Annotated in this window: 23 protein-coding genes; 17 read left to right on the top strand and 6 right to left on the bottom strand. The window is 45.3% G+C overall.

Annotation, left to right across the window (positions count from 1 at the left end):
* The first annotated feature begins 15 nt into the window (after positions 1 to 15).
* Together ABU165_RS09605 and pyc are read left to right on the top strand one after the other, a co-directional pair.
* The gene (locus ABU165_RS09605) at positions 16 to 1,224 is read left to right on the top strand and encodes an FtsW/RodA/SpoVE family cell cycle protein (RefSeq protein WP_009791122.1); all 1,209 of its coding nucleotides are present in this window, start codon (positions 16 to 18) and stop codon (positions 1,222 to 1,224) included.
* A 208-nt stretch (positions 1,225 to 1,432) separates the two neighbouring features.
* Positions 1,433 to 4,891, top strand: coding sequence for a pyruvate carboxylase (pyc, locus tag ABU165_RS09600; protein ID WP_094768884.1), 3,459 nt, complete (start codon positions 1,433 to 1,435; stop codon positions 4,889 to 4,891).
* 119 nt (positions 4,892 to 5,010) lie between these two features.
* Here pyc and ABU165_RS09595 read toward each other — a convergent pair whose 3' ends face one another.
* Positions 5,011 to 5,988 carry a COX15/CtaA family protein gene (locus ABU165_RS09595; protein WP_311224547.1) on the bottom strand — a complete coding sequence of 326 codons (978 nt, stop codon included), beginning with the start codon at positions 5,986 to 5,988 and terminating at the stop codon, positions 5,011 to 5,013.
* A 534-nt stretch (positions 5,989 to 6,522) separates the two neighbouring features.
* On the opposite strand from ABU165_RS09595, the gene cyoE reads away from it, so the two are divergent.
* From cyoE to ABU165_RS09555, 8 genes are all read left to right on the top strand, one after another.
* On the top strand, positions 6,523 to 7,461 hold the full coding sequence (gene cyoE, locus ABU165_RS09590; RefSeq protein WP_009791126.1) for a heme o synthase: 939 nt from the start codon (positions 6,523 to 6,525) through the stop codon (positions 7,459 to 7,461).
* Between the two features lie 110 nt (positions 7,462 to 7,571).
* Complete coding sequence (gene coxB, locus ABU165_RS09585) at positions 7,572 to 8,639, top strand: cytochrome c oxidase subunit II (RefSeq protein ID WP_009791127.1); 1,068 nt, start codon at positions 7,572 to 7,574, stop codon at positions 8,637 to 8,639.
* A gap of 25 nt (positions 8,640 to 8,664) precedes the next feature.
* Positions 8,665 to 10,542 (top strand): cytochrome c oxidase subunit I, encoded by a 1,878-nt coding sequence (ctaD, locus tag ABU165_RS09580; RefSeq protein WP_022543683.1) that lies wholly within the window; start codon positions 8,665 to 8,667, stop codon positions 10,540 to 10,542.
* Positions 10,542 to 11,171 (top strand): cytochrome (ubi)quinol oxidase subunit III, encoded by a 630-nt coding sequence (locus ABU165_RS09575; RefSeq protein WP_009791129.1) that lies wholly within the window; start codon positions 10,542 to 10,544, stop codon positions 11,169 to 11,171. Before ctaD ends, ABU165_RS09575 begins: the two co-directional genes overlap by 1 nt.
* A gap of 4 nt (positions 11,172 to 11,175) precedes the next feature.
* Complete coding sequence (ctaF, locus tag ABU165_RS09570; RefSeq protein WP_035401058.1) at positions 11,176 to 11,511, top strand: cytochrome c oxidase subunit IVB; 336 nt, start codon at positions 11,176 to 11,178, stop codon at positions 11,509 to 11,511.
* 185 nt (positions 11,512 to 11,696) lie between these two features.
* Entirely contained in the window at positions 11,697 to 12,608 is a 912-nt protein-coding gene (gene ctaG / locus ABU165_RS09565) for a cytochrome c oxidase assembly factor CtaG (protein WP_022543684.1), read from the top strand.
* A gap of 159 nt (positions 12,609 to 12,767) precedes the next feature.
* Positions 12,768 to 13,235, top strand: coding sequence for a DUF420 domain-containing protein (locus ABU165_RS09560; RefSeq protein WP_318060135.1), 468 nt, complete (start codon positions 12,768 to 12,770; stop codon positions 13,233 to 13,235).
* A 137-nt stretch (positions 13,236 to 13,372) separates the two neighbouring features.
* The gene (locus ABU165_RS09555; RefSeq protein WP_318060134.1) at positions 13,373 to 14,548 is read left to right on the top strand and encodes a GNAT family N-acetyltransferase; all 1,176 of its coding nucleotides are present in this window, start codon (positions 13,373 to 13,375) and stop codon (positions 14,546 to 14,548) included.
* A 110-nt stretch (positions 14,549 to 14,658) separates the two neighbouring features.
* On the opposite strand, the gene ytvI is transcribed toward ABU165_RS09555, so the two are convergent.
* Entirely contained in the window at positions 14,659 to 15,717 is a 1,059-nt protein-coding gene (ytvI, locus tag ABU165_RS09550) for a sporulation integral membrane protein YtvI (protein ID WP_009791135.1), read from the bottom strand.
* Positions 15,718 to 15,911: 194 nt separating this feature from the next.
* Complete coding sequence (locus tag ABU165_RS09545; protein ID WP_009791136.1) at positions 15,912 to 16,271, bottom strand: YugN family protein; 360 nt, start codon at positions 16,269 to 16,271, stop codon at positions 15,912 to 15,914.
* A gap of 338 nt (positions 16,272 to 16,609) precedes the next feature.
* Here ABU165_RS09545 and ABU165_RS09540 point away from each other — a divergent pair, with 338 nt between their 5' ends.
* Together ABU165_RS09540 and ABU165_RS09535 are read left to right on the top strand one after the other, a co-directional pair.
* A complete protein-coding gene (locus tag ABU165_RS09540) occupies positions 16,610 to 17,041 on the top strand; it encodes a CBS domain-containing protein (RefSeq protein WP_094768888.1) in 432 nt (143 codons plus the stop codon).
* Between the two features lie 618 nt (positions 17,042 to 17,659).
* Positions 17,660 to 18,685 carry a CAP domain-containing protein gene (locus ABU165_RS09535; RefSeq protein WP_396349972.1) on the top strand — a complete coding sequence of 342 codons (1,026 nt, stop codon included), beginning with the start codon at positions 17,660 to 17,662 and terminating at the stop codon, positions 18,683 to 18,685.
* Positions 18,686 to 18,728: 43 nt separating this feature from the next.
* Here the strand turns inward: ABU165_RS09535 and ABU165_RS09530 are convergent, their stop codons facing one another.
* Together ABU165_RS09530 and ABU165_RS09525 are read right to left on the bottom strand one after the other, a co-directional pair.
* On the bottom strand, positions 18,729 to 19,118 hold the full coding sequence (locus ABU165_RS09530) for a hypothetical protein (protein ID WP_009791141.1): 390 nt from the start codon (positions 19,116 to 19,118) through the stop codon (positions 18,729 to 18,731).
* Positions 19,119 to 19,128: 10 nt separating this feature from the next.
* Positions 19,129 to 19,614 (bottom strand): PaaI family thioesterase, encoded by a 486-nt coding sequence (locus ABU165_RS09525; protein WP_009791142.1) that lies wholly within the window; start codon positions 19,612 to 19,614, stop codon positions 19,129 to 19,131.
* Between the two features lie 143 nt (positions 19,615 to 19,757).
* On the opposite strand from ABU165_RS09525, the gene ABU165_RS09520 reads away from it, so the two are divergent.
* From ABU165_RS09520 to ABU165_RS09500, 5 genes are all read left to right on the top strand, one after another.
* Complete coding sequence (locus tag ABU165_RS09520) at positions 19,758 to 20,156, top strand: YlbD family protein (RefSeq protein WP_009791143.1); 399 nt, start codon at positions 19,758 to 19,760, stop codon at positions 20,154 to 20,156.
* 17 nt (positions 20,157 to 20,173) lie between these two features.
* Positions 20,174 to 20,416, top strand: coding sequence for a YlbE-like family protein (locus ABU165_RS09515; RefSeq protein ID WP_009791144.1), 243 nt, complete (start codon positions 20,174 to 20,176; stop codon positions 20,414 to 20,416).
* Positions 20,417 to 20,555: 139 nt separating this feature from the next.
* Positions 20,556 to 20,969: a hypothetical protein gene (locus tag ABU165_RS09510; RefSeq protein ID WP_318060132.1), complete on the top strand. Its 414-nt coding sequence runs from the start codon at positions 20,556 to 20,558 to the stop codon at positions 20,967 to 20,969.
* Between the two features lie 59 nt (positions 20,970 to 21,028).
* Positions 21,029 to 21,469 (top strand): YlbF/YmcA family competence regulator, encoded by a 441-nt coding sequence (locus ABU165_RS09505; protein WP_009791146.1) that lies wholly within the window; start codon positions 21,029 to 21,031, stop codon positions 21,467 to 21,469.
* A gap of 136 nt (positions 21,470 to 21,605) precedes the next feature.
* The gene (locus ABU165_RS09500) at positions 21,606 to 21,881 is read left to right on the top strand and encodes a YlbG family protein (protein WP_009791147.1); all 276 of its coding nucleotides are present in this window, start codon (positions 21,606 to 21,608) and stop codon (positions 21,879 to 21,881) included.
* 252 nt (positions 21,882 to 22,133) lie between these two features.
* Here ABU165_RS09500 and ABU165_RS09495 read toward each other — a convergent pair whose 3' ends face one another.
* Entirely contained in the window at positions 22,134 to 22,523 is a 390-nt protein-coding gene (locus tag ABU165_RS09495) for a DUF7147 family protein (protein ID WP_094769948.1), read from the bottom strand.
* Positions 22,524 to 22,732: the final 209 nt, after the last annotated feature.

Genomic DNA, 22,732 nt, shown 5'->3' with positions numbered 1-22,732 from the left:
TGAGGAAGAGGTTGGATGTTCAAAAAAATATTAAAATCATACGATTACACATTGATTGCTGTCGTCGTTATGCTGGCATTATTCGGTCTCATTATGATTTACAGTGCAAGTATGGTAACAGCCGTGCAAAGGTATGGCTTCGAAAGCGACCATTTCTATCAAAGACAGAAGATCTATCTGCTCGGGGCCGCCTTAGTATTTATTTTCACAGCACTCTTTCCCTATAAGGCGCTGATCAGCAATAAGATCCTTGTTCCGATGGTTTTCGGTTCACTGATCGGCCTTGGCGCTTTGTTTATATTCGGCCATGTGGCAGGGAATGCGCAAAGCTGGTTTAAACTCGGGCCATTGAGCCTCCAGCCTTCAGAATTTGTAAAGATTTTTGTTATTATTTATCTATCAGCCGTTTATGCAAAGAAACAGAGCTATATCGACCAGTTTAATAAAGGGGTTGTCCCACCCCTGGTATACTTGATCCTTGTCTGCATGCTTGTGGCTGTACAGCCGGATTTCGGGACAGCGGCAATCATTTTCCTGATATCGGCCACAATCATCCTGAGTTCCGGCATGAGCTATAAAAACATCTTAAAGCTGTGTCTGATTGCCTTTATCATTGCCCTCCCGTTTATCCTGATTATGAATGACAAGCTCTTCTCCGATGTGCAAATGGCCAGGATCCAGGTTCTTCAGGATCCCTTTGCAGATGCCCAGAATGACGGGTATCATCTTGTCAACTCTTTCCTGGCTCTCGGAGCAGGCGGTGTAAAAGGGCTCGGCCTCGGGCAGAGCGTGCAGAAGCTTGGCTATCTGCCAGAACCGCACACAGATTTCATCATGGCTGTCATAGCAGAGGAGCTGGGGGCATTCGGTGTTTGTTTCGTTCTGCTCTCACTTGGGTATATCGTTCTGAGGGGCCTGTACATAGGGATGAAATGCAAGGATCCTTTTGGAAGCCTGCTTGCCATCGGCATTGCTGGGATGATCGGCATCCAGTCATTCATCAACCTCGGAGGGATTTCAGGCGTGATACCTCTGACAGGGGTCCCGCTTCCATTTGTGAGCTACGGCGGATCTTCACTTCTGCAGCTTTCAATTGCGATGGGGATTCTTGTAAACGTATCAATGTTTGTAAACTATGAATCTAAATATAAAAATAGAGCCAGCGAAAAACAGGCAGAACAAAACCAGAAAGTTTCCGGGGGAGCCTATTTTTATAAAAAATAAGCGCAGGGGACGTGTTTTTTCCTTGCGTTTTTTTACACATTCACTCTTAATACAGGAACGCTTTAAAGCTGCAGGCATTTAAATCAGGGCTGCAGGCTTTGGCCGCTTTGCTGCAGAATCTCTGCTGCAAAGCGGCCGAAGTCTTTACATATAGCAATACAAATTAGCCAAGCCTTTCTGCAAGTTCCGGAAAGGCATCTAAAAGACTATGGATGGGGTGGAATTTGTGAGCAGACAAATTAATAAGGTACTGGTTGCCAATAGAGGAGAAATCGCAATCCGGGTTTTTCGGGCATGCACTGAGCTGAATATCCGGACCGTGGCTGTTTATTCTAAGGAAGATTCAGGCTCCTACCACCGGTATAAAGCAGATGAGGCTTACCTCGTCGGAGAAGGCAAAAAGCCGATTGATGCCTATCTGGATATAGAGGGGATCATCGGGATTGCGAAGGCAAGAAATGTTGACGCCATTCATCCCGGCTATGGTTTTTTGTCAGAAAATATTGAATTCGCTAAAAGATGTGAAGAGGAAGGCATCATTTTTATTGGACCAACTTCCCGGCACCTGGATATGTTCGGGGACAAAGTAAAGGCAAAAGATCAGGCGATGCGTGCGGAAATCCCTGTCATTCCGGGGAGCGACGGGCCCGTTAAAAGCCTGGAAGAAGTGATTTTATTCGGGAAGGACCATGGTTTCCCGATCATCATCAAAGCCTCCCTTGGCGGCGGAGGCAGAGGGATGAGGATTGTCAGAAGCCTTGATGATGTGAAAGAGGCATACGAAAGGGCGAAATCAGAAGCGAAGGCTGCTTTCGGGAATGATGAGGTTTATGTTGAAAAATTCATCGAAAACCCTAAGCATATCGAAGTTCAGATCATCGGTGACAAAAGCGGGAACATCGTCCACCTGTTTGAAAGGGACTGCTCAGTGCAGCGGCGCCATCAAAAAGTGGTCGAGGTTGCACCGTGCGTCTCTCTCTCTGAAGAATTCCGCGGGAGAATCTGTGATGCGGCTGTAAGGCTGATGAAAAATGTCGACTATGTGAATGCCGGAACAGTGGAATTCCTTACCTCCGGGGATGAGTTTTTCTTCATTGAGGTAAATCCCCGCGTACAGGTTGAGCATACGATCACTGAAATGGTGACAGGGGTGGATATTGTCCAGACGCAGATCCTTGTCGCAGAAGGATTTGATCTCCATAGCCGGGAAGTGGGGATCCCTGCACAGGAGGATATAAAGATCAATGGCTATGCGATCCAGTCCCGGGTTACCACTGAGGATCCTCTGAACAATTTTATGCCTGATACGGGGAAGCTCATGACCTACCGATCCGGTGGCGGTTTCGGGGTGAGGCTCGATGCAGGCAATGGCTTCCAGGGGGCTGTTATAACCCCATATTATGATTCGCTGCTCGTCAAACTGTCCACATGGGCACTAACCTTTGAGCAGGCTGCTTCAAAAATGGTGAGGAACCTGCAGGAATTCAGGATCCGCGGAATCAAGACAAATATTCCTTTCCTTGAAAATGTCGTCAAGCACGAGAAGTTCATTACAGGGGAATATGATACATCTTTCATCGACAAATCGCCTGAGCTGTTTTTATTCCCTAAACGAAAAGACCGCGGCACAAAGATGCTTGCCTATATCGGCAATGTAACAGTCAACGGCTTCCCGGGGGTAGAGAAAAAGAAGCGGCCGGTTTTCGAGAAGCCGAGGATTCCGAAGCTCCGCTATAACCAGGAATACCAGGACGGGACAAAGCAGATCCTGGACAGCCAGGGTCCGGAAGGTCTGGTGAAATGGATCAAGGAGCAGGATAAGGTCCTATTGACTGACACCACCTTCCGTGATGCCCATCAGTCCCTGCTGGCCACGCGCGTACGTACGACTGACATCGCGCATATTGCAGAACCGACAGCAAAGCTTCTGCCGGAAATGTTCTCTTATGAAATGTGGGGAGGGGCAACCTTTGATGTTGCATACCGTTTCTTAAAAGAGGATCCTTGGGAAAGGCTTCTCAAGCTAAGGGAAAAAATGCCGAATGTCCTTTTCCAGATGCTTTTGAGGGCATCCAATGCTGTAGGCTATAAAAACTATCCTGATAATGTGATCAGGGAGTTTGTTCAAAAGTCTGCTTATGCAGGCATCGATGTTTTCCGTATATTTGACAGCCTGAACTGGGTCAAAGGGATGGAAGTGGCGATAGAGGCTGTGCGTGATACCGGCAAAATAGCAGAAGCAGCCATCTGCTACACCGGCGACATTTCGGACAGCGCGAGGACCAAGTATAATCTGGAATATTACAAATCAATGGCAAAGGAGCTTGAAAACCAGGGAGCGCATATTCTGGCAATTAAAGATATGGCGGGGCTGCTCAAGCCGAAATCAGCGTATGAACTGATTTCAGAGCTGAAAGAAACAGTTGATATTCCAATCCATCTTCACATGCATGATACGAGCGGGAACGGCGTCATGACCTACAGCAAGGCTATCGAGGCCGGTGTGGACATTGTGGATGTTGCACTAAGCACGATGGCCGGCCTGACTTCACAGCCAAGCGCAAGCTCCCTGTATTATGCCCTTTCAGGAGAGGAACGCCAGCCTGAAGTGAATGTTGAAGCACTGGAGCAGCTGTCCCACTATTGGGAAGATGTCCGAAAATACTACCAGGATTTTGAGTCCGGAATGAAGTCTCCACATACGGAGATCTATAAGCATGAGATGCCTGGAGGGCAGTACAGCAACCTGCAGCAGCAGGCAAAAGCGGTAGGCCTTGGGGAAAAATGGGACCTGGTCAAGGAAATGTATTCCCGGGTCAACCACATGTTCGGCGATATCATAAAAGTCACTCCTTCATCAAAGGTTGTCGGCGATATGGCCCTGTATATGGTCCAAAATGAATTGACAGAAGAAGATGTCATCACACGCGGACACTCGCTCGACTTCCCTGATTCTGTAGTTGAACTGTTTGAAGGGTCTCTCGGCCAGCCTTATGGCGGCTTCCCGAAAGAGCTTCAGGAAGTTATATTAAAGGGTAAAGAACCAATCACTGTAAGGCCGGGAGAGCTTCTGGAGGACGTGGATTTCGATAAGCTTAAGGAGAAGCTTTTCCACGAGCTCGGAAGGCCGGTGACAAGCTTTGAAGCGATTGCCTATGCACTCTATCCGAAAGTATTCATGGAATACTGCAGCACTGTCGAGCAGTTTGGCGATGTTTCCGTTCTGGATACGCCGACCTACCTGTACGGCCTGAGGCTGGGAGAAGAAATAGAAGTGGAAATTGAAACTGGAAAAACGCTGATTGTAAAGCTTGTTTCCATCGGACAGCCGCAAGCGGACGGCACCAGGATCGTTTACTTTGAATTGAACGGGCAGCCCCGCGAGGTTTCCATCAAGGATGAAAGCATTAAAATTGCTGCATCTGCAAAGATGAAGGCTGATCCTAAAAATGAGAAGCATATAGCAGCATCCATGCCAGGTACAGTTATTAAGGTTATTGTTGAAAAAGGGGAAAAGGTCGAAAAGGGCGATCATCTGATGATCACGGAAGCGATGAAGATGGAAACGACCGTCCAGGCCCCTTATTCCGGTACGGTCGGTGAAATCCATGTTGCAAATGGGGAAGCCATCCAGACTGGAGACCTTTTGATCGAACTTTCGAAATAGAGGAAATCAGGGCCGAAAGAAAAAATATAGCAAAAGAGGATGGGCAGCCGGTGAGCTGCCCATCCTCTTTTTTATGAATACAGCAATGAAGCATTTTTTTAAAGCTGTTTCCTCGGTCCTTATTGAACAGGAACAGACCGGTGTGCCGCATTGTTTTCTTTTTCAGCTGCAGGCGGCACGCTTGCAAGTGCTGCGGCGTTTTTCCTGCTCCTTGCAGTAAGGAGGATAAAATAGCTGAAAACACCGAACAGGCATGAGATGAAGAAGGCATGTCCAAGTGCAATGAACAAGTTGAGGCGGGATATAACAACCATCGCTCCAAAAGCAACCTGAAGGGACACAAGGATAAAGGATATAATCCATCCCCAGAACACGACCTTCTGGTGGCGGTAATGCCTGACGGCCAATATGGTGATATAACCTACCCAAAGAAAAATAATTCCGGCAGCAGCCCTGTGGCCCATCTGTATCCATTCATACATATTGCCCGGCAGCATAATGCTGTCATTCAGGCAGAATGGCCAATCGCGGCAAACAAGGCTGGCATTGGTATGCCTGACGAGGGCACCGCTGTACACGACCGCATAAGAATAAATCGTAATGCCGATGATATGCTTTTGCATCCGTTTATCCAGAACAAGCTTTTCCGCCTGGAACTTTTTATCCACCTCAAAAATCAAAAGTGTGAGGAGCAGGACTGAAGCAAAAGATATCAGGGAAATCCCGAAATGAAGGGCCAGTACAAAATCTGACTGCCCCCATTTAACCGCAGCTGCTCCGATCAGACCCTGCAGGACGAGAAAGAAGAAAGAGACAAGAGCAAGGAATTTTGTTTCTCTTACATGGCCCAGCGCTTTCCAGGACCAGACCGAGAGCACCAGGACCAGTATGCCGACCCCGCCGGATACAACCCGGTGGGCCAGTTCAATGATCAGCTCCGGCGTTATATTGCTCGGGATGAGCTCTCCGTGGCAGAGCGGCCAGGATCTTCCGCATCCCATCCCGGATTCAGTTTTTGTCACAAGAGCCCCTCCAAGGAGCACCATCAGCATTCCGATCGTTGTCAGCACTGCAAACCATTTAAGCAAACGCTGCAATCATGTCACCTTCTTTTAAATTAATTTCATAAATTGCCATAATAGACTTAATCTGTATAATAATAGGGTATAATAGTTCAGGTGAGGCAGCCGGCGCATCGTATCACGAAAACGCTGACTGTTCGATACTACACAATTATGGAGGATTTTACAACTCCCCGGCAGCATATTCCGGCTATAATCTATTATTCATTCAAGTCAGTTGTACTAATAGGTAAGATCTCCGTAATGCTTCAATTATATATTATGCTAAAAAAGTAACCAGTTACAATGTTTGTCATCTCCTCGACACAAATTAGTCATAATTAATTCGAAAAAAATTCACAAAAAAACGCCAAAGTATGATTTAATATACAGAGGCATAGTTATTTTTCTACACAAACTTTTGACAATTTTTATGACATTTGAATAGTAATAACTGCTATTTCGATTAGCATTCCCTCGTTTTCTGTTGCAAATATAGCATCGTATTACTTATAGTAGTTGTAGTGTAGAAAAGCTTTATTTGTGATAAGGGTTAAAGGAGGAGAAGTTATGTCAAACACAAGGGCTTTCAGTGAAGCTGCTTTAGAAAACAGTGAACGAAGCCTTCAAGCCAATATACCGGAGACAACTGCATGGAAGGATTTCCTGGCGCTCATCAAGGTAGGTATAATCAATTCAAACATGATCACTACCTTCACTGGTTTGTGGCTGGCCCTTCATTTTACAGATCAGCATTTTTTCAACAATCTTGATATTGTTTTTTATACACTGGTCGGATCTTCACTGATCATTGCGGGTTCCTGTGCATACAACAATTACTATGACCGCGATATCGACCATTTGATGGAAAGGACAAAAGACAGGCCTACAGTTACAGGAAAGGTCAGCCCGGGCAGGGTGGCACTGCTGAGCATATCCACCATCGCATTGGGAACCTTGCTGCTGCTCCTTGCATCACCCGCAGCTGCTGTAATTGGATTGATAGGCGTCTTTAGTTATGTAGTCCTCTATACAATGTGGACTAAGCGCAAGTATGTTTCCAATACAATCGTAGGAAGCATTTCCGGAGCAGTGCCGCCGCTGATCGGCTGGGCTGCAGTTGACGGAAACCTGGACATGATAGCTTGGGCGCTGTTCCTTGTTATGTTTGCCTGGCAGCCTCCTCATTTCTACGCACTTGCCATGAGGCGTGCAGAGGAATACAGGGCAGCAGGCATACCGATGCTTCCGGTTGTAAAAGGGTTCCGCACTACGAAAAAACATATTTTTGCATGGCTGGCTGTGCTTCTGCCCCTGCCGCTGATGCTTACATCTCTCGGTCTTCCATTCCTGATCCTTGCTTCGGCATTGAATGTCGGCTGGATAGTCCTTGGGATCTATGCCAACAAATTCAAGGATGATATTAAGTGGGCAAAGGCAATGTTCATTTACTCGCTTCAATATCTGACGATTATGTTTGTGGCAATGGTGATCGTTACACTTATTTAACCTACGTTAGGAGATTCCCTTCCGCGCATGCGCGGGGGAGGGAATTTATCCATATTTTTTTTGATCAAACAACAAAAGAAATTTTTTACGAAAGAGGGGTTTGATTAAGCATGAAAAGGCTTGCAAAATGGCGTCTTGCATCACTGTTTGCAATTTTGACGCTCATTCTTTCCGGGTGCGGCGAACCGTTTTTGTCCACGCTTCAGCCTTCCGGGGAAGTTGCGAAAACGCAATATGACTTAATGCTGCTGAGCACGGCGATTATGGTGGGAGTAATTGTCGTTGTCACGGTGCTTTTCCTGGTTGTTATTTTTAAGTTTCGCCGCAAAGACGAAAGAATTCCAAAACAGGTTGAAGGAAGTCACAAATTAGAAATCATCTGGACAGTTATTCCTATTCTTCTGCTTCTTGTTCTGACCGTTCCTACAGTAGCACAGACTTTCAAGCTTGCGGATGTTTCTCCAATGGAGAAAAAGAACGAAGAAGGGAAAACGGATGCATTGGTTGTCAATGTCCGTGCAAATCTTTACTGGTGGGAATTTGAGTATCCAAACCAGGAGATCATCACTGGGCAGGAACTTGTCGTTCCAACTGGTGAAAAGGTTTACTTTAATCTGAAGGCATCTGATGTTAAGCATTCATTCTGGGTCCCTGCAGTCGGGGGCAAGATGGATACGAACACTGATAATGTCAATAAGTTCTATCTGAAGTTCGATAAAGAGAGCTCTGATGTTGCAGGCGATCTTTTTTACGGAAAATGTGCGGAGCTTTGCGGACCTTCACATGCTCTGATGGACTTCAAGGTGAAAGCAATCTCTGGCGAAGAGTTTGATCAGTGGGTTGCGGATATGCAGAATGCAGAAGAGCCTCAGCCTCAGTCAGAAGTTGCACAGCAGGGTCAGGAGATCTTTAACAACAGCTGTATCGGCTGTCACGCTGTGACTCCTGTGGATGGTAGGCCGGAGCAGGCAAGGCAGGCTCCAAACCTTGCAAACTTTGGCGAGCGCGACCGTGTTGCCGGTATCCTGGATCACAATGAAAAAGAATTGAAGAACTGGCTGAAGGATCCTGAAGCTTATAAGCCGGGGAATAAAATGACTGGTACATATGGCCAGCTTTCAGATGAGGAGCTTGACGCTCTGACAGAATATCTGATGGGCCTTAAAGTTCAGGAGTAACGAGTTCGAAAGGGAGGTAAAACTTGTGAGTACCTACGCTCAGAAGAAAGGATTCGGCGCCACTTTATGGGACTATCTAACAACAGTGGACCATAAGAAAATCGCGATCCTTTATCTAATTGCCGGCGGTTTCTTCTTTATAGTGGGTGGACTTGAAGCCATGTTCATCCGTATTCAGCTGGCAGTTCCAAACAATGATTTCTTAAGTGCCGGCTTGTACAATGAGATATTGACAATGCACGGTACAACCATGATATTCCTGGCAGCTATGCCATTGATCTTTGCTTTTATGAACGCAGTCGTTCCTCTTCAGATCGGTGCGCGGGATGTAGCGTTCCCGTTCCTTAACTCACTTGGGTTCTGGCTGTTCTTCTTTGGAGGAATCTTCCTTAATCTGTCATGGTTTTTAGGAGGGGCTCCAGATGCTGGTTGGACGTCTTACGCTTCCTTATCGATGGCATCTGAAGGCCACGGGATCGATTTCTATGCACTCGGACTGCAGATTTCCGGTGCTGGTACCCTAATCGGGGGGATTAACTTCCTTGTAACGATTGTCAATATGCGTGCCCCTGGCATGACATATATGCGTATGCCATTGTTCACATGGTCTACATTTGTAGTATCTGCACTTATTCTGTTTGCGTTCCCGGCTCTTACTGTCGGTATCTTTCTATTGATCTTTGACCGCATGTTCGGCTCTAATTTCTTTGATGTTGCCAACGGCGGAAACACAGTTATCTGGGAGCATTTATTCTGGATTTTCGGACACCCTGAAGTATATATCCTGATTCTGCCTGCTTTCGGTATTTTCTCTGAGATCTTTGCTACTTTCTCAAGAAAAAGGCTGTTCGGATATTCTTCCATGGTATTCGCAACGGTATTGATCGGTTTCCTTGGCTTCATGGTATGGGCTCACCATATGTTTACAACAGGGCTCGGGCCAATTGCCAACGCTATCTTTGCTGTAGCGACAATGGCGATCGCTGTTCCTACAGGAATCAAGATTTTCAACTGGCTCTTTACAATGTGGGGGGGAAGCATCAGATTTACAACACCGATGCTTTATGCAGTAGCCTTCATTCCTTCCTTTGTTGCCGGCGGGGTAACAGGGGTTATGAACGCAGCTGCTCCAGCCGATTACCAGTTCCATGACAGCTACTTTGTTGTAGCTCACTTCCACTATGTAATCGTTGGCGGTGTTGTTCTTGGACTATTGGCAGGCCTTCATTTCTACTGGCCAAAAATGTTTGGAACCATGCTGAGCGAAAAGCTTGGAAAGATCACTTTCTGGCTGTTCCTGATCGGTTTCCATCTGACATTCTTTATCCAGCACTTCCTGGGCTTGATGGGTATGCCTCGCCGCGTATTCACATTCCTGCCTGGACAGGGGCTTGAAACAGGAAATATGATCAGTACAATTGGTGCATTCTTCATGGCAGTTGCCGTGCTGATTTTGCTTATCAATATCATTGTGACAAGTGTTAAAAATGTTAAAGTCGGGAATGACCCTTGGGGAGACGGGCGCACACTGGAGTGGGCTATCCCTTCACCGCCGCCATTCTACAACTTTAAGCAGACGCCGCTTGTCCGCGGTTTAGATGCATACTGGCTTGAAAAGATGGAAGGCAAGAACGCGTTGACGCCTGCAGAGCCGATCGGCGATATCCATATGCCTAATTCATCTTTCATTCCATTCATGATTTCGTTTGGACTGTTCGTAGCTGCCTTTGGTGCAATGTACCACGGCGACGACGGCAACAACTGGGGCATTCCTGTCCTGATTCTCGGCATGGCCATTACACTGGGCTCCATGTTCCTGAGATCTGTCAAGGATGACCACGGCTTCCATATCCATAAAGAAGATTTACTTAAAGAAGATGATGACAAGGGGGTAAAGGCATAATGCATACAGAAGAAAAAATGACTGTAGAAACATGGCCTGCATCGCCTGAGAAACAAACCCTCGAAGCAAAGAATAAATTTCTGGGCTTCTGGTTCTTCCTTGGCGGGGAGACGGTGCTTTTCGCATCTCTCTTCGCAACCTATCTTGCTTTAAAAGATAAGGTTCCGGGAACAGAACATGCCCTGGCTAAGGACCTGTTTGAATTGCCGCTCGTCTTTGCAGCTACCATGCTTCTATTGACGAGCTCACTGACAAGCGTTTACGCCATGTACCATATGAAAAATTTCAACTTCAAGAAGATGCAGCTCTGGATGTGGATCACCGTTGCCCTCGGTGCTGCGTTCCTTGGACTGGAGATTTACGAATTCAATCACTATGTGCATGAATACCACCATACATTCACAAGCAGTGCTTTCGGTTCAGCCTTTTATACGTTGGTAGGCTTCCATGGAGGACATGTTGCATTCGGTCTTCTGTGGATCACAACACTGCTGATCCGCAACTCAAGACGGGGATTGAGCCTTTACAACGCTCCAAAATTCTATGTCGCAAGCTTATACTGGCATTTTATTGACGTTGTTTGGGTATTTATCTTTACAGTAGTATACTTAATGGGAATGGTGGGATAAACTGATGGCGAATCAACAACCGAACTCAGGTAACCCAAGAGTAGACATTGAATACCGTCGCAAGAAAAGTGCAGAGGAAATGAGAATGCAGGTCATCACTTTTGCCCTGATGATCTTCCTTACGCTTGTAGCATTTGTAGCTGTTGGCTATGAGGAATTTTCGGCATGGTTCATCGTGCCGTTCATCCTGATCCTTGCAGTTGTGCAAGTTATCTTCCAGCTTTATTATTTCATGCATATGAGCCATAAGGGCCATGAGGCTCCTGCACTGTTCCTGTATTCCGGCTTGCTCGTGGGTGCAATTACAGTTTTGGCTTTCATGACAATTATCTGGTGGTAAAAAAGAAATCGGCTTTTAGCCGATTTTCTTTTTTTTGTATGAATAAGGAGATTTGATGAACTTTGTGCAGGGCTTGCCTGCAGTAAGCTGTGTATTATTGAGTTTCATCTCCAGCAGCGGTATAATGGCTTTGTACATGCATTTGACAGTGCAAGCGACAATATTACTTTAAGAGGTGGCAAGCGATGCTTACACTAGACATATTCGGTTTTAGAGCGCTTTGGAGTCCTTATTTCTTTATAGTCATGCTGGCAATCCTTGCAGCCTATTTTCTGCTGACAGTAAAATACCGGCAGCGATTCAGCGGGAGCACCCCGCTTTCAGCCAAACAGGCAGTTCTGTTTACGGCTGCTATCATTCTTGTGTATGCAGTAAAAGGCTCACCGGTAGACCTGATGAGCCATATCACCTTTTACGCGCATATGATTCAGATGTCGATACTATATCTGATTGTACCGCCCCTTTTGATTACAGGGATCCCGGAATGGCTATGGCGAAAGATACTGGCACCGGCAAGTATTCAAAAAGTTTTCAGGTTCTTAACAAAGCCCCTGATAGCCCTGATTTTGTTCAATGGAATTTTCTCCATTTACCATATTCCATTGATCTTTGACGCAGTCAAGACGAATATGTGGCTTCATGGCGGCTATTCTATACTTCTGTTCATCCTTGCCGGGCTGATGTGGTGGCCTCTTGTGAATAAACTTGAAGAATACGAATCCTTGAATGGGCTGAAGAAGGTCGGGTATATTTTTGCTGACGGCATTCTTCTTACACCTGCTTGTGCGCTGATCATTTTTGCAGACACACCTATTTACGCGACCTTCTCGGATCCGCGTGCCTGGGCTGATGCCATGCATCTCTGTGTTCCTTCAGCCACGCTGGCTTCGCTCAATTTGAGCGGTCCTGAAATGTTCAACAGCATGTCTGCCCTCAATGACCAGCAGCTTGGCGGCGTTCTTATGAAGGTATTCCAGGAAGTTGTATACGGGGTTGTCCTCGCTCAGGTCTTCTTCCAATGGTACAAGAAGGAACAGCAGGAAACTGAAGCAGAACTTAAGGCTTCCAGATCGCTTGATCCGCAGATTGCCGAGTAGGAAAAAATCTCCCAGGCCGGGAGATTTTTTCTATTAAATGGTATCTGGATTTATGAACAATTAGGGAACATTGCTGAAAGAAGCGGATTGTTTATTGAAAAATCGCCGCTGTTTTAATAGAATTGATTTTGTAAACATGAGTCCAGAGAGGAAGTTATTATGAACTATTCATTGCCTGTTTTGCCTACAATCAGCACCACGTTCATTGTATTGAGCGCTGTTACAGTAGCGATCGGCTGGTATCAGATCCGCCAGCGGAAAATAGAAGCGCATAAAAAGACTATGCTGCTGGCGGCAATATTTGCTATCATTTTCTTCATTATTTATGCGAGCAGGACGGTTTTTATCGGCAATACTGCCTTTGGAGGGCCGGATGATATAAAAATTTATTATACCTTATTTTTGATTTTCCATATTACATTAGCTACTACAGGAGCAGTATTCGGCATTGTCACACTGCTGACCGGCTATACGAATAAATTGGAAAAGCACCGAAAAATTGGTCCGATAACAAGCATCATCTGGTTTTTTACGGCGATAACAGGAGTAGCTGTTTATCTGCTGTTATATGTGTTCTATCATGGCGGGGAAACCACATCAGTCATTAAAGCAATTTTAGGATTCTGATTAAGCTCTGCAGTCCGCTGCTATACAAAAGGGAGGCTCCGCTTGACGGTGCCTCCCTTTTACTGTCTTATGATTCTGAATGAAGGAAATACAAGCCACTCTATAGAATAGATAAAAGTAGAATGGAGGCAATCATAGTGGAAATAAAATTATTGCAAGAGGATTCATTTGATGAAGCCATCAGGCTTTCCAGTTATGCTTTTCAATATCATGTACCAGAAAGTGATTTCCCTAAAAGGAAAGAAACAATGAGGAAACATAAGATATATGGAGCCTATGAAGATGGAAAACTGGCTGCCAAGCTTCACTTACAGGACTTAAAAGTTAAAATTCAGGACAAAGAATGGAAAATGGGCGGAATAGCAGGAGTGGCCACCTTTCCTGAGTACAGAAGAAGGGGCTATGTATCAGGACTAATGCGCCAGGCTCTGTCGGCTATGAAGGAAAATGGGCAGATAATATCCTTTCTCCATCCCTTCAATATTCATTTTTACAGGAAATACGGATGGGAACTGGTTTCTGACCAAAAAAGAGTTGAAATCAATAAAATAGATTTACATATGATCGGCCAGCTGTCCGGAAGGATCACCAGATTTAACAAAGATACCCATGATGCAACAGCAGAAGAGATATACGACCGCTTCACCAGCAAGTTTTCCGGCATGCTTGTCAGGGACAGGGACTGGTGGCTCAAGAGTGTTTATTCCGACTATCAAATTGCGGTATGGCAAACGGATGAAGGAAGGCCGGAAGGTTATATTCTTTACAAGGTTGAAAAGAGCATCCTCGACATTCAGGAATTAGCTGCTTTAACTGCTGAAGCTCGGATTGGTTTGTGGAACTTTATCTGCCAGCATGATTCTATGGTTGATAAAGTAAAGGTGCTTACATCGGTCCACGATCCTTTCCCGTACTATCTCAAGCAGCCAAAGCAGCATATGGAGGTCACCCCTTATTTTATGGCACGGATTGTAGATCTTTCAATGGCATTGGGCACCTATCAATTTAACGGAATTCCGGAACAATCATTGTTCCTGCATGTTGCAGACGAATTAGCTCCCTGGAACACAGGGACCTATCAGCTGTCAGCCAATGGTGTTCAATACTTTCCGCCAAAAGAGGGGGGCAGCTGCGCCCATCCGCCAAAGAGAGGGCTGCAATTGAGCATCAATGCACTGACGGCTGTTATCACTGGATACAAGCGGCCGATTGAGCTGTATGAACTTGGAGAGATCAAGGGATCTGCAGAAGATGCTGACATATTTGAAAAAATGGTTCCCCATCAAAAAGCGTTTTTCTATGATTTTTTCTAACAATAATTATGAGCAGCATGAGTTTGGGTAAGCTGCCGAATCTCTTTAACTCCAGAAAAAAACAAGCAGGGATCTTTTATATAAGAGCCCTGCTTGTTTTTTGAAACTGTTTAAACTTTGAAATCCATCTTAATCAGCCCTGCTTCTTTTGCAGAATTGAAAGCAATCAAAATAAGCGGCCCGATAATAAAGCCAAGAATGCCAAGGAGCTTAAGCCCGAGATACATGGCTATCAAGGTGGAAAGTGGGGAGAGCCCGATGTGGGTTCCCATTACTTTTGGCTCTACGGTTCTTCTGATGATGAGCAGGACAGCTGCCAGGACGGCAAGCTTCGTGCCCAGAACCACATCCCCTGTCAAAAGATGAAACAGCGCCCACGGCCCGAGTATAACAATTGAGCCTATGATCGGAATGAAATCAATGATCCACAGGACGAGCGCCATGACCAGTGCGATATCCGGCGCTATGATAAGAAGCCCGACAAGACTCACAAAAAAGATGATCAGGCTTACGAGGAACTGTGCCTTGAAAAAGCCCAATACAACATAAGAGAGACGGGATGTCATGAAAGAGACCTTATCGGCTGTCTTTTCTGTCAAGTGGTTGTAGGCACCACGCCGGAGCCTCGGAAGATCGATCAGGAACAGGAATAATGCAATTAAATAAACAAGGAAGCTGACAAGATAATTCGGGATATTGGTAAGCAGCGCCTTCACATTATCAATGCTTACATATGCAACCAGTTCAGTTTTCGTTTTATTCAGGAAAGTCTGTACCTGGTTGCTGATCTCATCCACCACATCTTTTGGAAGATCTTCTGCAGCACGGGTGAACTTTTCTTCTGCATCAAGCCATGCATTGTTTATTTCATTCACATATTCCGGAGCATTTTCAACCAGCTTAATGGCTTCGGTGATCACTTTTGTCGTAATAAAATATCCGGACAGTCCAATAAACAGAACAAAAGCAATGAAAACGATCATGACGGAAATTCTTCGTTTGATGTTAAGTTTTCCCTGCAGAAGCTTTACGAGCGGTTCAAGCATGAGTGCTGTTATAAAAGCAACAATCAGCGGGACGGAAACAGGGAGGATGAAATAGAAAAGCGTGCCTATTAAGATTAGCCCAATAAGCCAGATGAAAAAACGTTTTGTAAAAAAACCGGACAAGGTGAAACTCCTTTCCAAATCACTGAGGGTTTAGCTTCAGATATTGATTCTTTAAACTGAGATATATTATTATATTATATTACGCAGAACTGCTGGCCTACAACTGATTTTGTCCGCTTTTTTATCTGGAAAAAAAGACGCATGGTTTCATGCGTCTTTTACAGTGCTTCCCATTGTAATGCGGTTCCTGCAGCTTACAGTGCAAACCCTTTAACTTTGCTCTGGATGTCTGCAAGGGTTTTTTCGCATTGGCTGACCAGTGTCTTAGGGAAGCTTTCTCCTTCTCCATACTCAATTCCATGGGGATAATAATGCTTTCCTAATAAAGGAGTCATCAGCTGGATAACGGCTTTATGGGAGCCGATATCCCCTTCCGCTGCGTAACCGAAGACACGCAGATAGAAAACGCCTTCTTTTAATTCAAACTTGCGGTCGTATGTAACTCTTTCATAATCCCATTGGCCTTCACGGACCAATCCATGTTCAAGCATCACTTCATCAAGACGTGTAAGGTCTGCTTTCAGTTCTTCCAAACCAGTATTTTCGAACTTCATCTTTGTCCCTCCTGAAAAACAATGCCGTCCTTTTGGACAGCAATTCTGTAAGTAAAGGCAACCAGCGGCCAAGCCTTTCAAAAAAGGCATCCCGGGACTATAAGCAATGAAATCGGGACCCTTTTATCTCAAATTTAATAATAGTAGAAAAATGTCAAAGTTGCAACGAATAGATGAAGAAAACTTAAAACAGTCACAATTATGCTGGTCTTTATGGCTGTCCTTATTTTGCCGCTGCAGTACATAATTATCCCTTGACTGGAAAACCTATCTTTTAGCGAATCTGTCTGCCCCTCTGAATGAGGCGGCAGGCAGGAATCAAATAAGGAGGGCTTATAATGAAGAAAATTGGCGATATAATGACAAGAGATGTAGATTGCTGCACTCTTCTGGACAATATGTATGAGGTAGCTTTGAAAATGAAGGAGCAGGATGTCGGCGCCATCCCGATTGTGGATGCTGACAGGCTTGTAGGGATGATTACAGATCGGGACATCGTGGTAAGAGGGGTGGCAGAGAAGCATCCGGGTTCCACAAAAGTGGAGGATATCATGAGCAGTGATCTTGTTACAGTCTCGCCTGATACCAATATCAGTGAAGCGTCAAGGATCATGGCTGAGCATCAGATCAGGAGGCTTCCAGTTGTAGAAAACGGCAAACTGGCCGGCATCATTTCCCTCGGCGACCTTGCCGTCAGCAGCCGCACCAACGCCCAGGCCGGAAAAGCCCTCACAGACATCTCTGAACACGAAAATGAAGCAACACAATAAAAACTGCTTAGTTTAGGAAAATTTGTATAAAAAAAGAGTATGAAGTTAAAGCATATGAAGTTATCGGTCACAAAGTGCCAACAGTTTTTAAAACCCAGTTGATTGGAGTGGAGGACAAAGACTCCAGCCAATAGTGCTTATTAGTAAATTTATTCAGGATTGAATTAATATGTGCGGCTAGCTGCTTTATAATGGGGCTAAGCAAGAACAATTTTTGAAAAACACTGATGGCCGGAGAGGAAGACACGTAGACGCCTGCGGGATTGCAGCGGAAATGTTGAGACCCCACAGCGCGCAAGCGCGAGGAGGCTCAACTCCGCCCCGCTGAAAGCGAAGTGTCTGGAACGGAGACCATCAGCCCCAATTTACAATTAAAACTGGTTTTGAAAAATTAATTTATAGGTTAATAGTTCAAACTCGGACTGCTTAAGCAGTCTTTTTGTGTTTTCAATGACAAACCTGCAATTTTGTCATTCTATTCTATTAAAAAGAAAGTTGAAAATGATATAATAATCTATATACTGCGGCATATAATGATAGAAAAGATAGAAAAGACGGCAGGGAGGGGGCTGGAGTCTGCTAAAATTAATCCGTATTTTAATTATTGTATCCATTTTTTTGGTGATTAGTTTTTATTTTAATATATCATCAGACCCTAAAGACGAACTCCTGATCAGTGATGAGGAAACGAAACCCCAGAAAGACGATTCTCTCAGCGAGCAAAATATGATTGACGAATCTTCCTTAAAGCTTCCGGGGGAGGGCCTGTCATCGCTTATTGGCAAAAATGCCTCTGATCTGCAGGTCTTGCTTGGTGACCCGGAACGTAAAGACCCATCAGAATATGGCTATGAATGGTGGATTTATAAGAAAGGCACCAGCCAGTATGTTCAGGCGGGCGTATTGGATGGAAGGATTGTCACGCTGTTTGCCACAGGGCCCGATGCTGACGTGAGTCCTTTCCATATAGGTCAGCCGGTCAGCGAAATTTATTCTTCTGTGTTTATTGACACTAATATTAATTTTCAATACAAAGGCAGCTCATACCGGTTTGAACTCTCTGAAGACGATCTGAATACCAGGCCGCTCATCAAGGCCGGAAATATTTATGCACAGCTGTATATCGACCGTTTCACAGGCGAGCTGTCCAGCATCAGGTATATGGATGCCCCGACGCTTGTAAAGCTCCGGCCTTATGAACTGGTATACAGGGGTGACCTGATAGAAGCCAAGCCTTCAGAGCAGGCAGAAAAGAGGCTGATTGAAGAAGGCAATGAAAAACAGATATTCGACATCAGCAACTTTATCAGGGCAAGGCATGAATTGAATGTGCTTGAATGGGACGAAGCTACTGCAAAAGTAGCTTATGAGCATAGCAGGGATATGTTTGAAAGCAAACAGTTTTCCCATACCTCGGAAAAATACGGCGAGCTGTCGGACAGGCTTGAGGCTGGGGAGGTTTTTTATCAGATGGCAGGCGAGAATATCGCTGCTCACTATGTGGATGCTCCCGCAGTAGTTGAAGGCTGGCTGAATAGCAAAGGCCACAGGGAGAGCCTGCTAAACCCGGATTTCACCCACCTGGGCGTCGGCGTGCACGACAGGCATTATACTCAGAATTTCATACAGAAATGGCAAGAGTGAAGATAGTCAAAGAGGCCTCCGGACTGCCGGGAGCCTCTTTTTTTTAGTCTGTTTCAAGGGATGCTGTCTGATTCAGTCCTTTTTTGGGCATTGAACGGTTTACAATGAAAATATCTTTCTGCCATTTCCCGAAAAGGATAATAAATTCGCCCTCTTTAAAACCGGGATACCTGAATTCTTGATCTGCTGCCTGCAGCTTTCTGGCTATGATTGTCTTTGCTGAAGCCTGGAGGCGCATTTCAAGCACCCAAACATACAGATGATGATAATAGCGCTGCTTTTCAAGGTGAAGCGCAGTGACTTTCCCTTCAATCACAGCTTCTTCAGGGACCATGCCAATACTTCTCCATTCTGCTTCGGAATTCCGCCTTTCCTTCCTCGTGACCCAGAAGAAGTATAAGCATATAATAGGGATGACAATGGCGGTGACCATAGCGCCCTCCTTATTTTTTTTCTATAACAAAAAAGCTGCCAGTAGCCTGTGCGATCTTCCGTCCGTCAGCCCTGTATACATCAGCAGAAAGAACCATGGTCTTCGTGCCTTTGTGGCTTAGGGCGGCTGTACATATAATGTTTTCGCCTTTACCGACAGCCAGATAGTGGATATTCAGCTGTGTGGTGACTGCCCCATAGCCCTCAGGCAGAAGGGAGTTGGCAAGGGTGCCCATTGCTGAATCGACAGCAGTGGCCGTGATCCCTCCATGCACGATGCCGAGTGTATTATGCAGGAGGGGGGAGACGGGCATTGTAATTTTGCATTCCTGTGCTGTGATGGTCCGGTCCATATGCAGGATGCCGCCTATATAGGAGCTGTTTATGTTATCCTGCTTCTTCTTCACTCCGGCAAGAAGTGTGTGCAAAACCTTCCTGTCGTCATCAGTGGCCTGTTCAAGGCAGGCTTCGAATAAATCCCTTAGCTGCTCATCCATAAATATCACCTTTCACATGCTTTCTGCTTCATATCTTATCATTTAATTGGCATTTTTTGCATCTGTGAAAGACAGCTTTCACATTTCATGAACCTTTTTCATATGGTAAAGTAGGCGAATGCATCAGATGAGGTGATTGGATTATGACAGTAAAGAAACTTCATCCTTCCGTTGCGCAATTCAAGGACTTCGTAAAATCCAGGCCGCATATCATAAAAGAAGTAAGAGATGGAAAGTCGACGTGGCAGGATCTATACGAAGATTGGTACCTTCTCGGTGAGGAGGATGCCAGATGGGGCGAATCGGATCCTGGGGCAGAAGTGAAGGAAGAGGAGAAAAAAAGCGACTGGATGTCCACGGTGATGGGCACCGTCAAAAAAATGGATCCCGGCCAGGTGCAAGGATATATTAATAATCTCAGCCAGGCCCTGTCTGCGGTCCAGGGCGTAATCTCCCAATTCCAGACAGGAGGCCAGACCCCAGGCTCACAAAGCCCGGTCCAGGCAAAACCGCCAAATCCTTTTTCATTCCGAAAAGATTGATTTAAGGCAGGTGTGAGATGAGAAGAGATATCCTTGACTATTTAGAGCAGAAAAAAGAACTGAAGCAATTTATTAGAGAACAGCCCCAATGGTATCGCACTTTGTCCAGGAATCCCCAGGAAATACAAGCGCTGGAGGTTGCCGCACTGCATTATTATAAAAGAACGATCCCGCATCATGTTGAGAAGTTCACCAATGGCGTCCAGATGGCTTCCATGATGATGAGCATGTTTCAGGCAATGAACTCACAATCTTCATAGTAAGCTCTTCTCCCGGGAGAAGAGCTTTTTTCATCGTGTTTAAAAAAAAGATTCGCTCTCTCTTTGAAAATTTCTGCTCATAAACAGCTGCCTTCCAAGAAAGACTAGTAATAGCCTGGTGGCAAAGGAGGAACAAGAAATGAAAAAAGTAATCGCCTTGTTCATTGGAATCGGAGCAGTGCTGGCTGCCGGATGCGGCAAAGATTTGCCGGAGCCGGAGGCAAAGCAGTTTGAAACAGCGGATATTGGGGCTAAAAACATTTCAGCAGCAGGGCTGGAGGAAAAGGAGAGCCCGCTATTTGTTAAATATACAATCCATGGCAGTGACCTATACATAGACTGTATCGTTACAGGAGTTTCTTTCCGGGATGGTGCAGGGGAACAGCAAGGGAAAATCCTGCTGTATGCTGACGGAAAGAAAGTGCGGGAAGTCCATGCTGCTTCCTTTTCGGTCAAAGGGCTCGCAAGCGGACTCCATCACATAAAGGTGAAAGTAGTTTCAAAAGGAAGTACTGTGGGGGCAGAAAAGGAATTTACTGTAAAAATACCTTAAGCACATACTTCGCAATTTAACATATTCATGATAGAATATGAATCGGAGGTGGGCTTTTCATGCTTGCAACAACCGAAAGAGTCGAATTGCTTGAGAGAGCTGACCAATTATCGGCCATGATTCTTACATCAGAAGCGGCGGAGCAGTACCGCGCTTGTTTATATAAAGTGAAAAACAGCAGGGAGACTCAAAGGAAAATTCAAGCCTTTGTAAAAATGAAGGAGCAGTACGAAGAAGTGCAGCGCTTCGGAAGGTATCATCCTGATTATAAAACAGTGATGATGAGCATCAGGGAAGTGAAAAGGGAGATGGACATGGACATTCATCTGGCTGAGTTCAAAAAGGCTGAAACAGATCTGCAAAGCCTGCTTGACGAAGTCAGTCTCATCATTGGAAAGTCTGTCTCGGAAAGTGTTAAGGTGCCGACTGGCAACCCGTTCTTTGACTCCAGCTGCGGAGGCGGCTGCGGATCAGGCGGAAGCTGCAGCTGTTCCGCATAAATCAGCATGGCCCGGGAGCTTGTACTCCCGGGCTTTTTGCATTCCGCAGCGGCACATAAGTCTATAAGCTTTTCTTGATATATGCCTTTTTGTTTGCTAGACTATAAAAAACTGCCAAATTGAAGGGGAAAATTATATGCTAGGTCAGCGACAGGGAATCATTGTTTGGCTTTATTCTCTTAAGCAGGCAAAAATGCTGAGACGGTTTGGAAATGTCCACTATGTTTCCAAAAAGCTGAAGTATGCGGTCATTTACTGCGATATAGAGGATACTGAGGCATTGATCCAAAAAATTTCATCCTATTCATTCGTAAAAAAGGCTGAGCCTTCCTATAAACCGTTCCTGAAGACAGAATTCGAAAATTCGAAGCCGGATAAAGCGAAAGAATACGATTATAAAATGGGTATTTAAAAAGGCGGGGAGAAATCCCTGCCTTTTTTCTGATGAACAAACAAAACAATTCAATTCTGCTGCGCTGAGCCTTCTATCCTGAAGTGTCTTAAGCTTGTCGGGGCTGATCAAGGCTTTTCAGCATTTCTATTTGTCCAGCTCCAAAGCCTAGCCCCTCGAGTCTTAAGCCCCTCCAGGATTGAAGGCAAAGAAGGCCTTCTATCCTGGAGTGTCTTAAGCTTGTCGGGGCTGACCAAGGCTTTTCCGCATTTCTTAGTGCAGCGGCTGAATATAATGGTTCAATCTGAGAATGCCGATGAGGTACTGATAGAATAATTCTTTTTCTGCAAAGAGTGCAGAAGGCTTGACTTCCAGCCGGATCATTTCCTTTTCGCAATCATCAGCTAAATCCTTAAATAATTGAAACCTGGCGTTGGGAGCTTTGTCAGGATGGGGGATACCTTCCCGGCAAATATACAAAGGCTGGAATTTCCCTGTCTCAGCAGGCCTGAGCACCGCGGCGACCGATGTCATCTCTTTCCCTTCATAAGCGGATTGAAATGCTATCAAATGCTGCAGCCGATGTTTGTTAGAACGGACAATTTCAAGTAATTCATATATATCGGAATAGCCTTCTCCCAATTCAATAAAACGCTGGATCACATAGATTCCTCCTGGTTAATATGAAAAAATTTAATGAATCTCCTGATACTTTATCACTAAGCAGAGTGTTTGAGAAGCCTGCACTCTAATATGGAAACGGGTCCTCTGGCGGAAAATTATAGAAAGAACGAAAAAAACTCAAATCACGAATCAGGATAAAAGTTTCATGAAATCGTAAAAAAAAGGATAGTCCTGGTCAGGTTCATTTG

The organism is Cytobacillus sp. T106, from assembly GCF_040492155.1.
Lineage (GTDB): Bacteria > Bacillota > Bacilli > Bacillales > Cytobacillaceae > Bacillus_AB > Bacillus_AB infantis.
This window is presented reverse-complemented; position numbering and strand designations above follow the sequence as displayed.

Coding starts and splice junctions, on each gene's coding strand:
- ABU165_RS09605 (WP_009791122.1), top strand. CDS start 16: ATGTTCAAAAAAATATTAAAATCATACGATTACACATTGATTGCTGTC.
- pyc (WP_094768884.1), top strand. CDS start 1,433: ATGGATGGGGTGGAATTTGTGAGCAGACAAATTAATAAGGTACTGGTT.
- cyoE (WP_009791126.1), top strand. CDS start 6,523: ATGTCAAACACAAGGGCTTTCAGTGAAGCTGCTTTAGAAAACAGTGAA.
- coxB (WP_009791127.1), top strand. CDS start 7,572: ATGAAAAGGCTTGCAAAATGGCGTCTTGCATCACTGTTTGCAATTTTG.
- ABU165_RS09575 (WP_009791129.1), top strand. CDS start 10,542: ATGCATACAGAAGAAAAAATGACTGTAGAAACATGGCCTGCATCGCCT.
- ctaF (WP_035401058.1), top strand. CDS start 11,176: ATGGCGAATCAACAACCGAACTCAGGTAACCCAAGAGTAGACATTGAA.
- ctaG (WP_022543684.1), top strand. CDS start 11,697: ATGCTTACACTAGACATATTCGGTTTTAGAGCGCTTTGGAGTCCTTAT.
- ABU165_RS09560 (WP_318060135.1), top strand. CDS start 12,768: ATGAACTATTCATTGCCTGTTTTGCCTACAATCAGCACCACGTTCATT.
- ABU165_RS09545 (WP_009791136.1), bottom strand. CDS start 16,271: ATGAAGTTCGAAAATACTGGTTTGGAAGAACTGAAAGCAGACCTTACA.
- ABU165_RS09540 (WP_094768888.1), top strand. CDS start 16,610: ATGAAGAAAATTGGCGATATAATGACAAGAGATGTAGATTGCTGCACT.
- ABU165_RS09530 (WP_009791141.1), bottom strand. CDS start 19,118: ATGGTCACCGCCATTGTCATCCCTATTATATGCTTATACTTCTTCTGG.
- ABU165_RS09525 (WP_009791142.1), bottom strand. CDS start 19,614: ATGGATGAGCAGCTAAGGGATTTATTCGAAGCCTGCCTTGAACAGGCC.
- ABU165_RS09520 (WP_009791143.1), top strand. CDS start 19,758: ATGACAGTAAAGAAACTTCATCCTTCCGTTGCGCAATTCAAGGACTTC.
- ABU165_RS09515 (WP_009791144.1), top strand. CDS start 20,174: ATGAGAAGAGATATCCTTGACTATTTAGAGCAGAAAAAAGAACTGAAG.
- ABU165_RS09510 (WP_318060132.1), top strand. CDS start 20,556: ATGAAAAAAGTAATCGCCTTGTTCATTGGAATCGGAGCAGTGCTGGCT.
- ABU165_RS09505 (WP_009791146.1), top strand. CDS start 21,029: ATGCTTGCAACAACCGAAAGAGTCGAATTGCTTGAGAGAGCTGACCAA.
- ABU165_RS09500 (WP_009791147.1), top strand. CDS start 21,606: ATGCTAGGTCAGCGACAGGGAATCATTGTTTGGCTTTATTCTCTTAAG.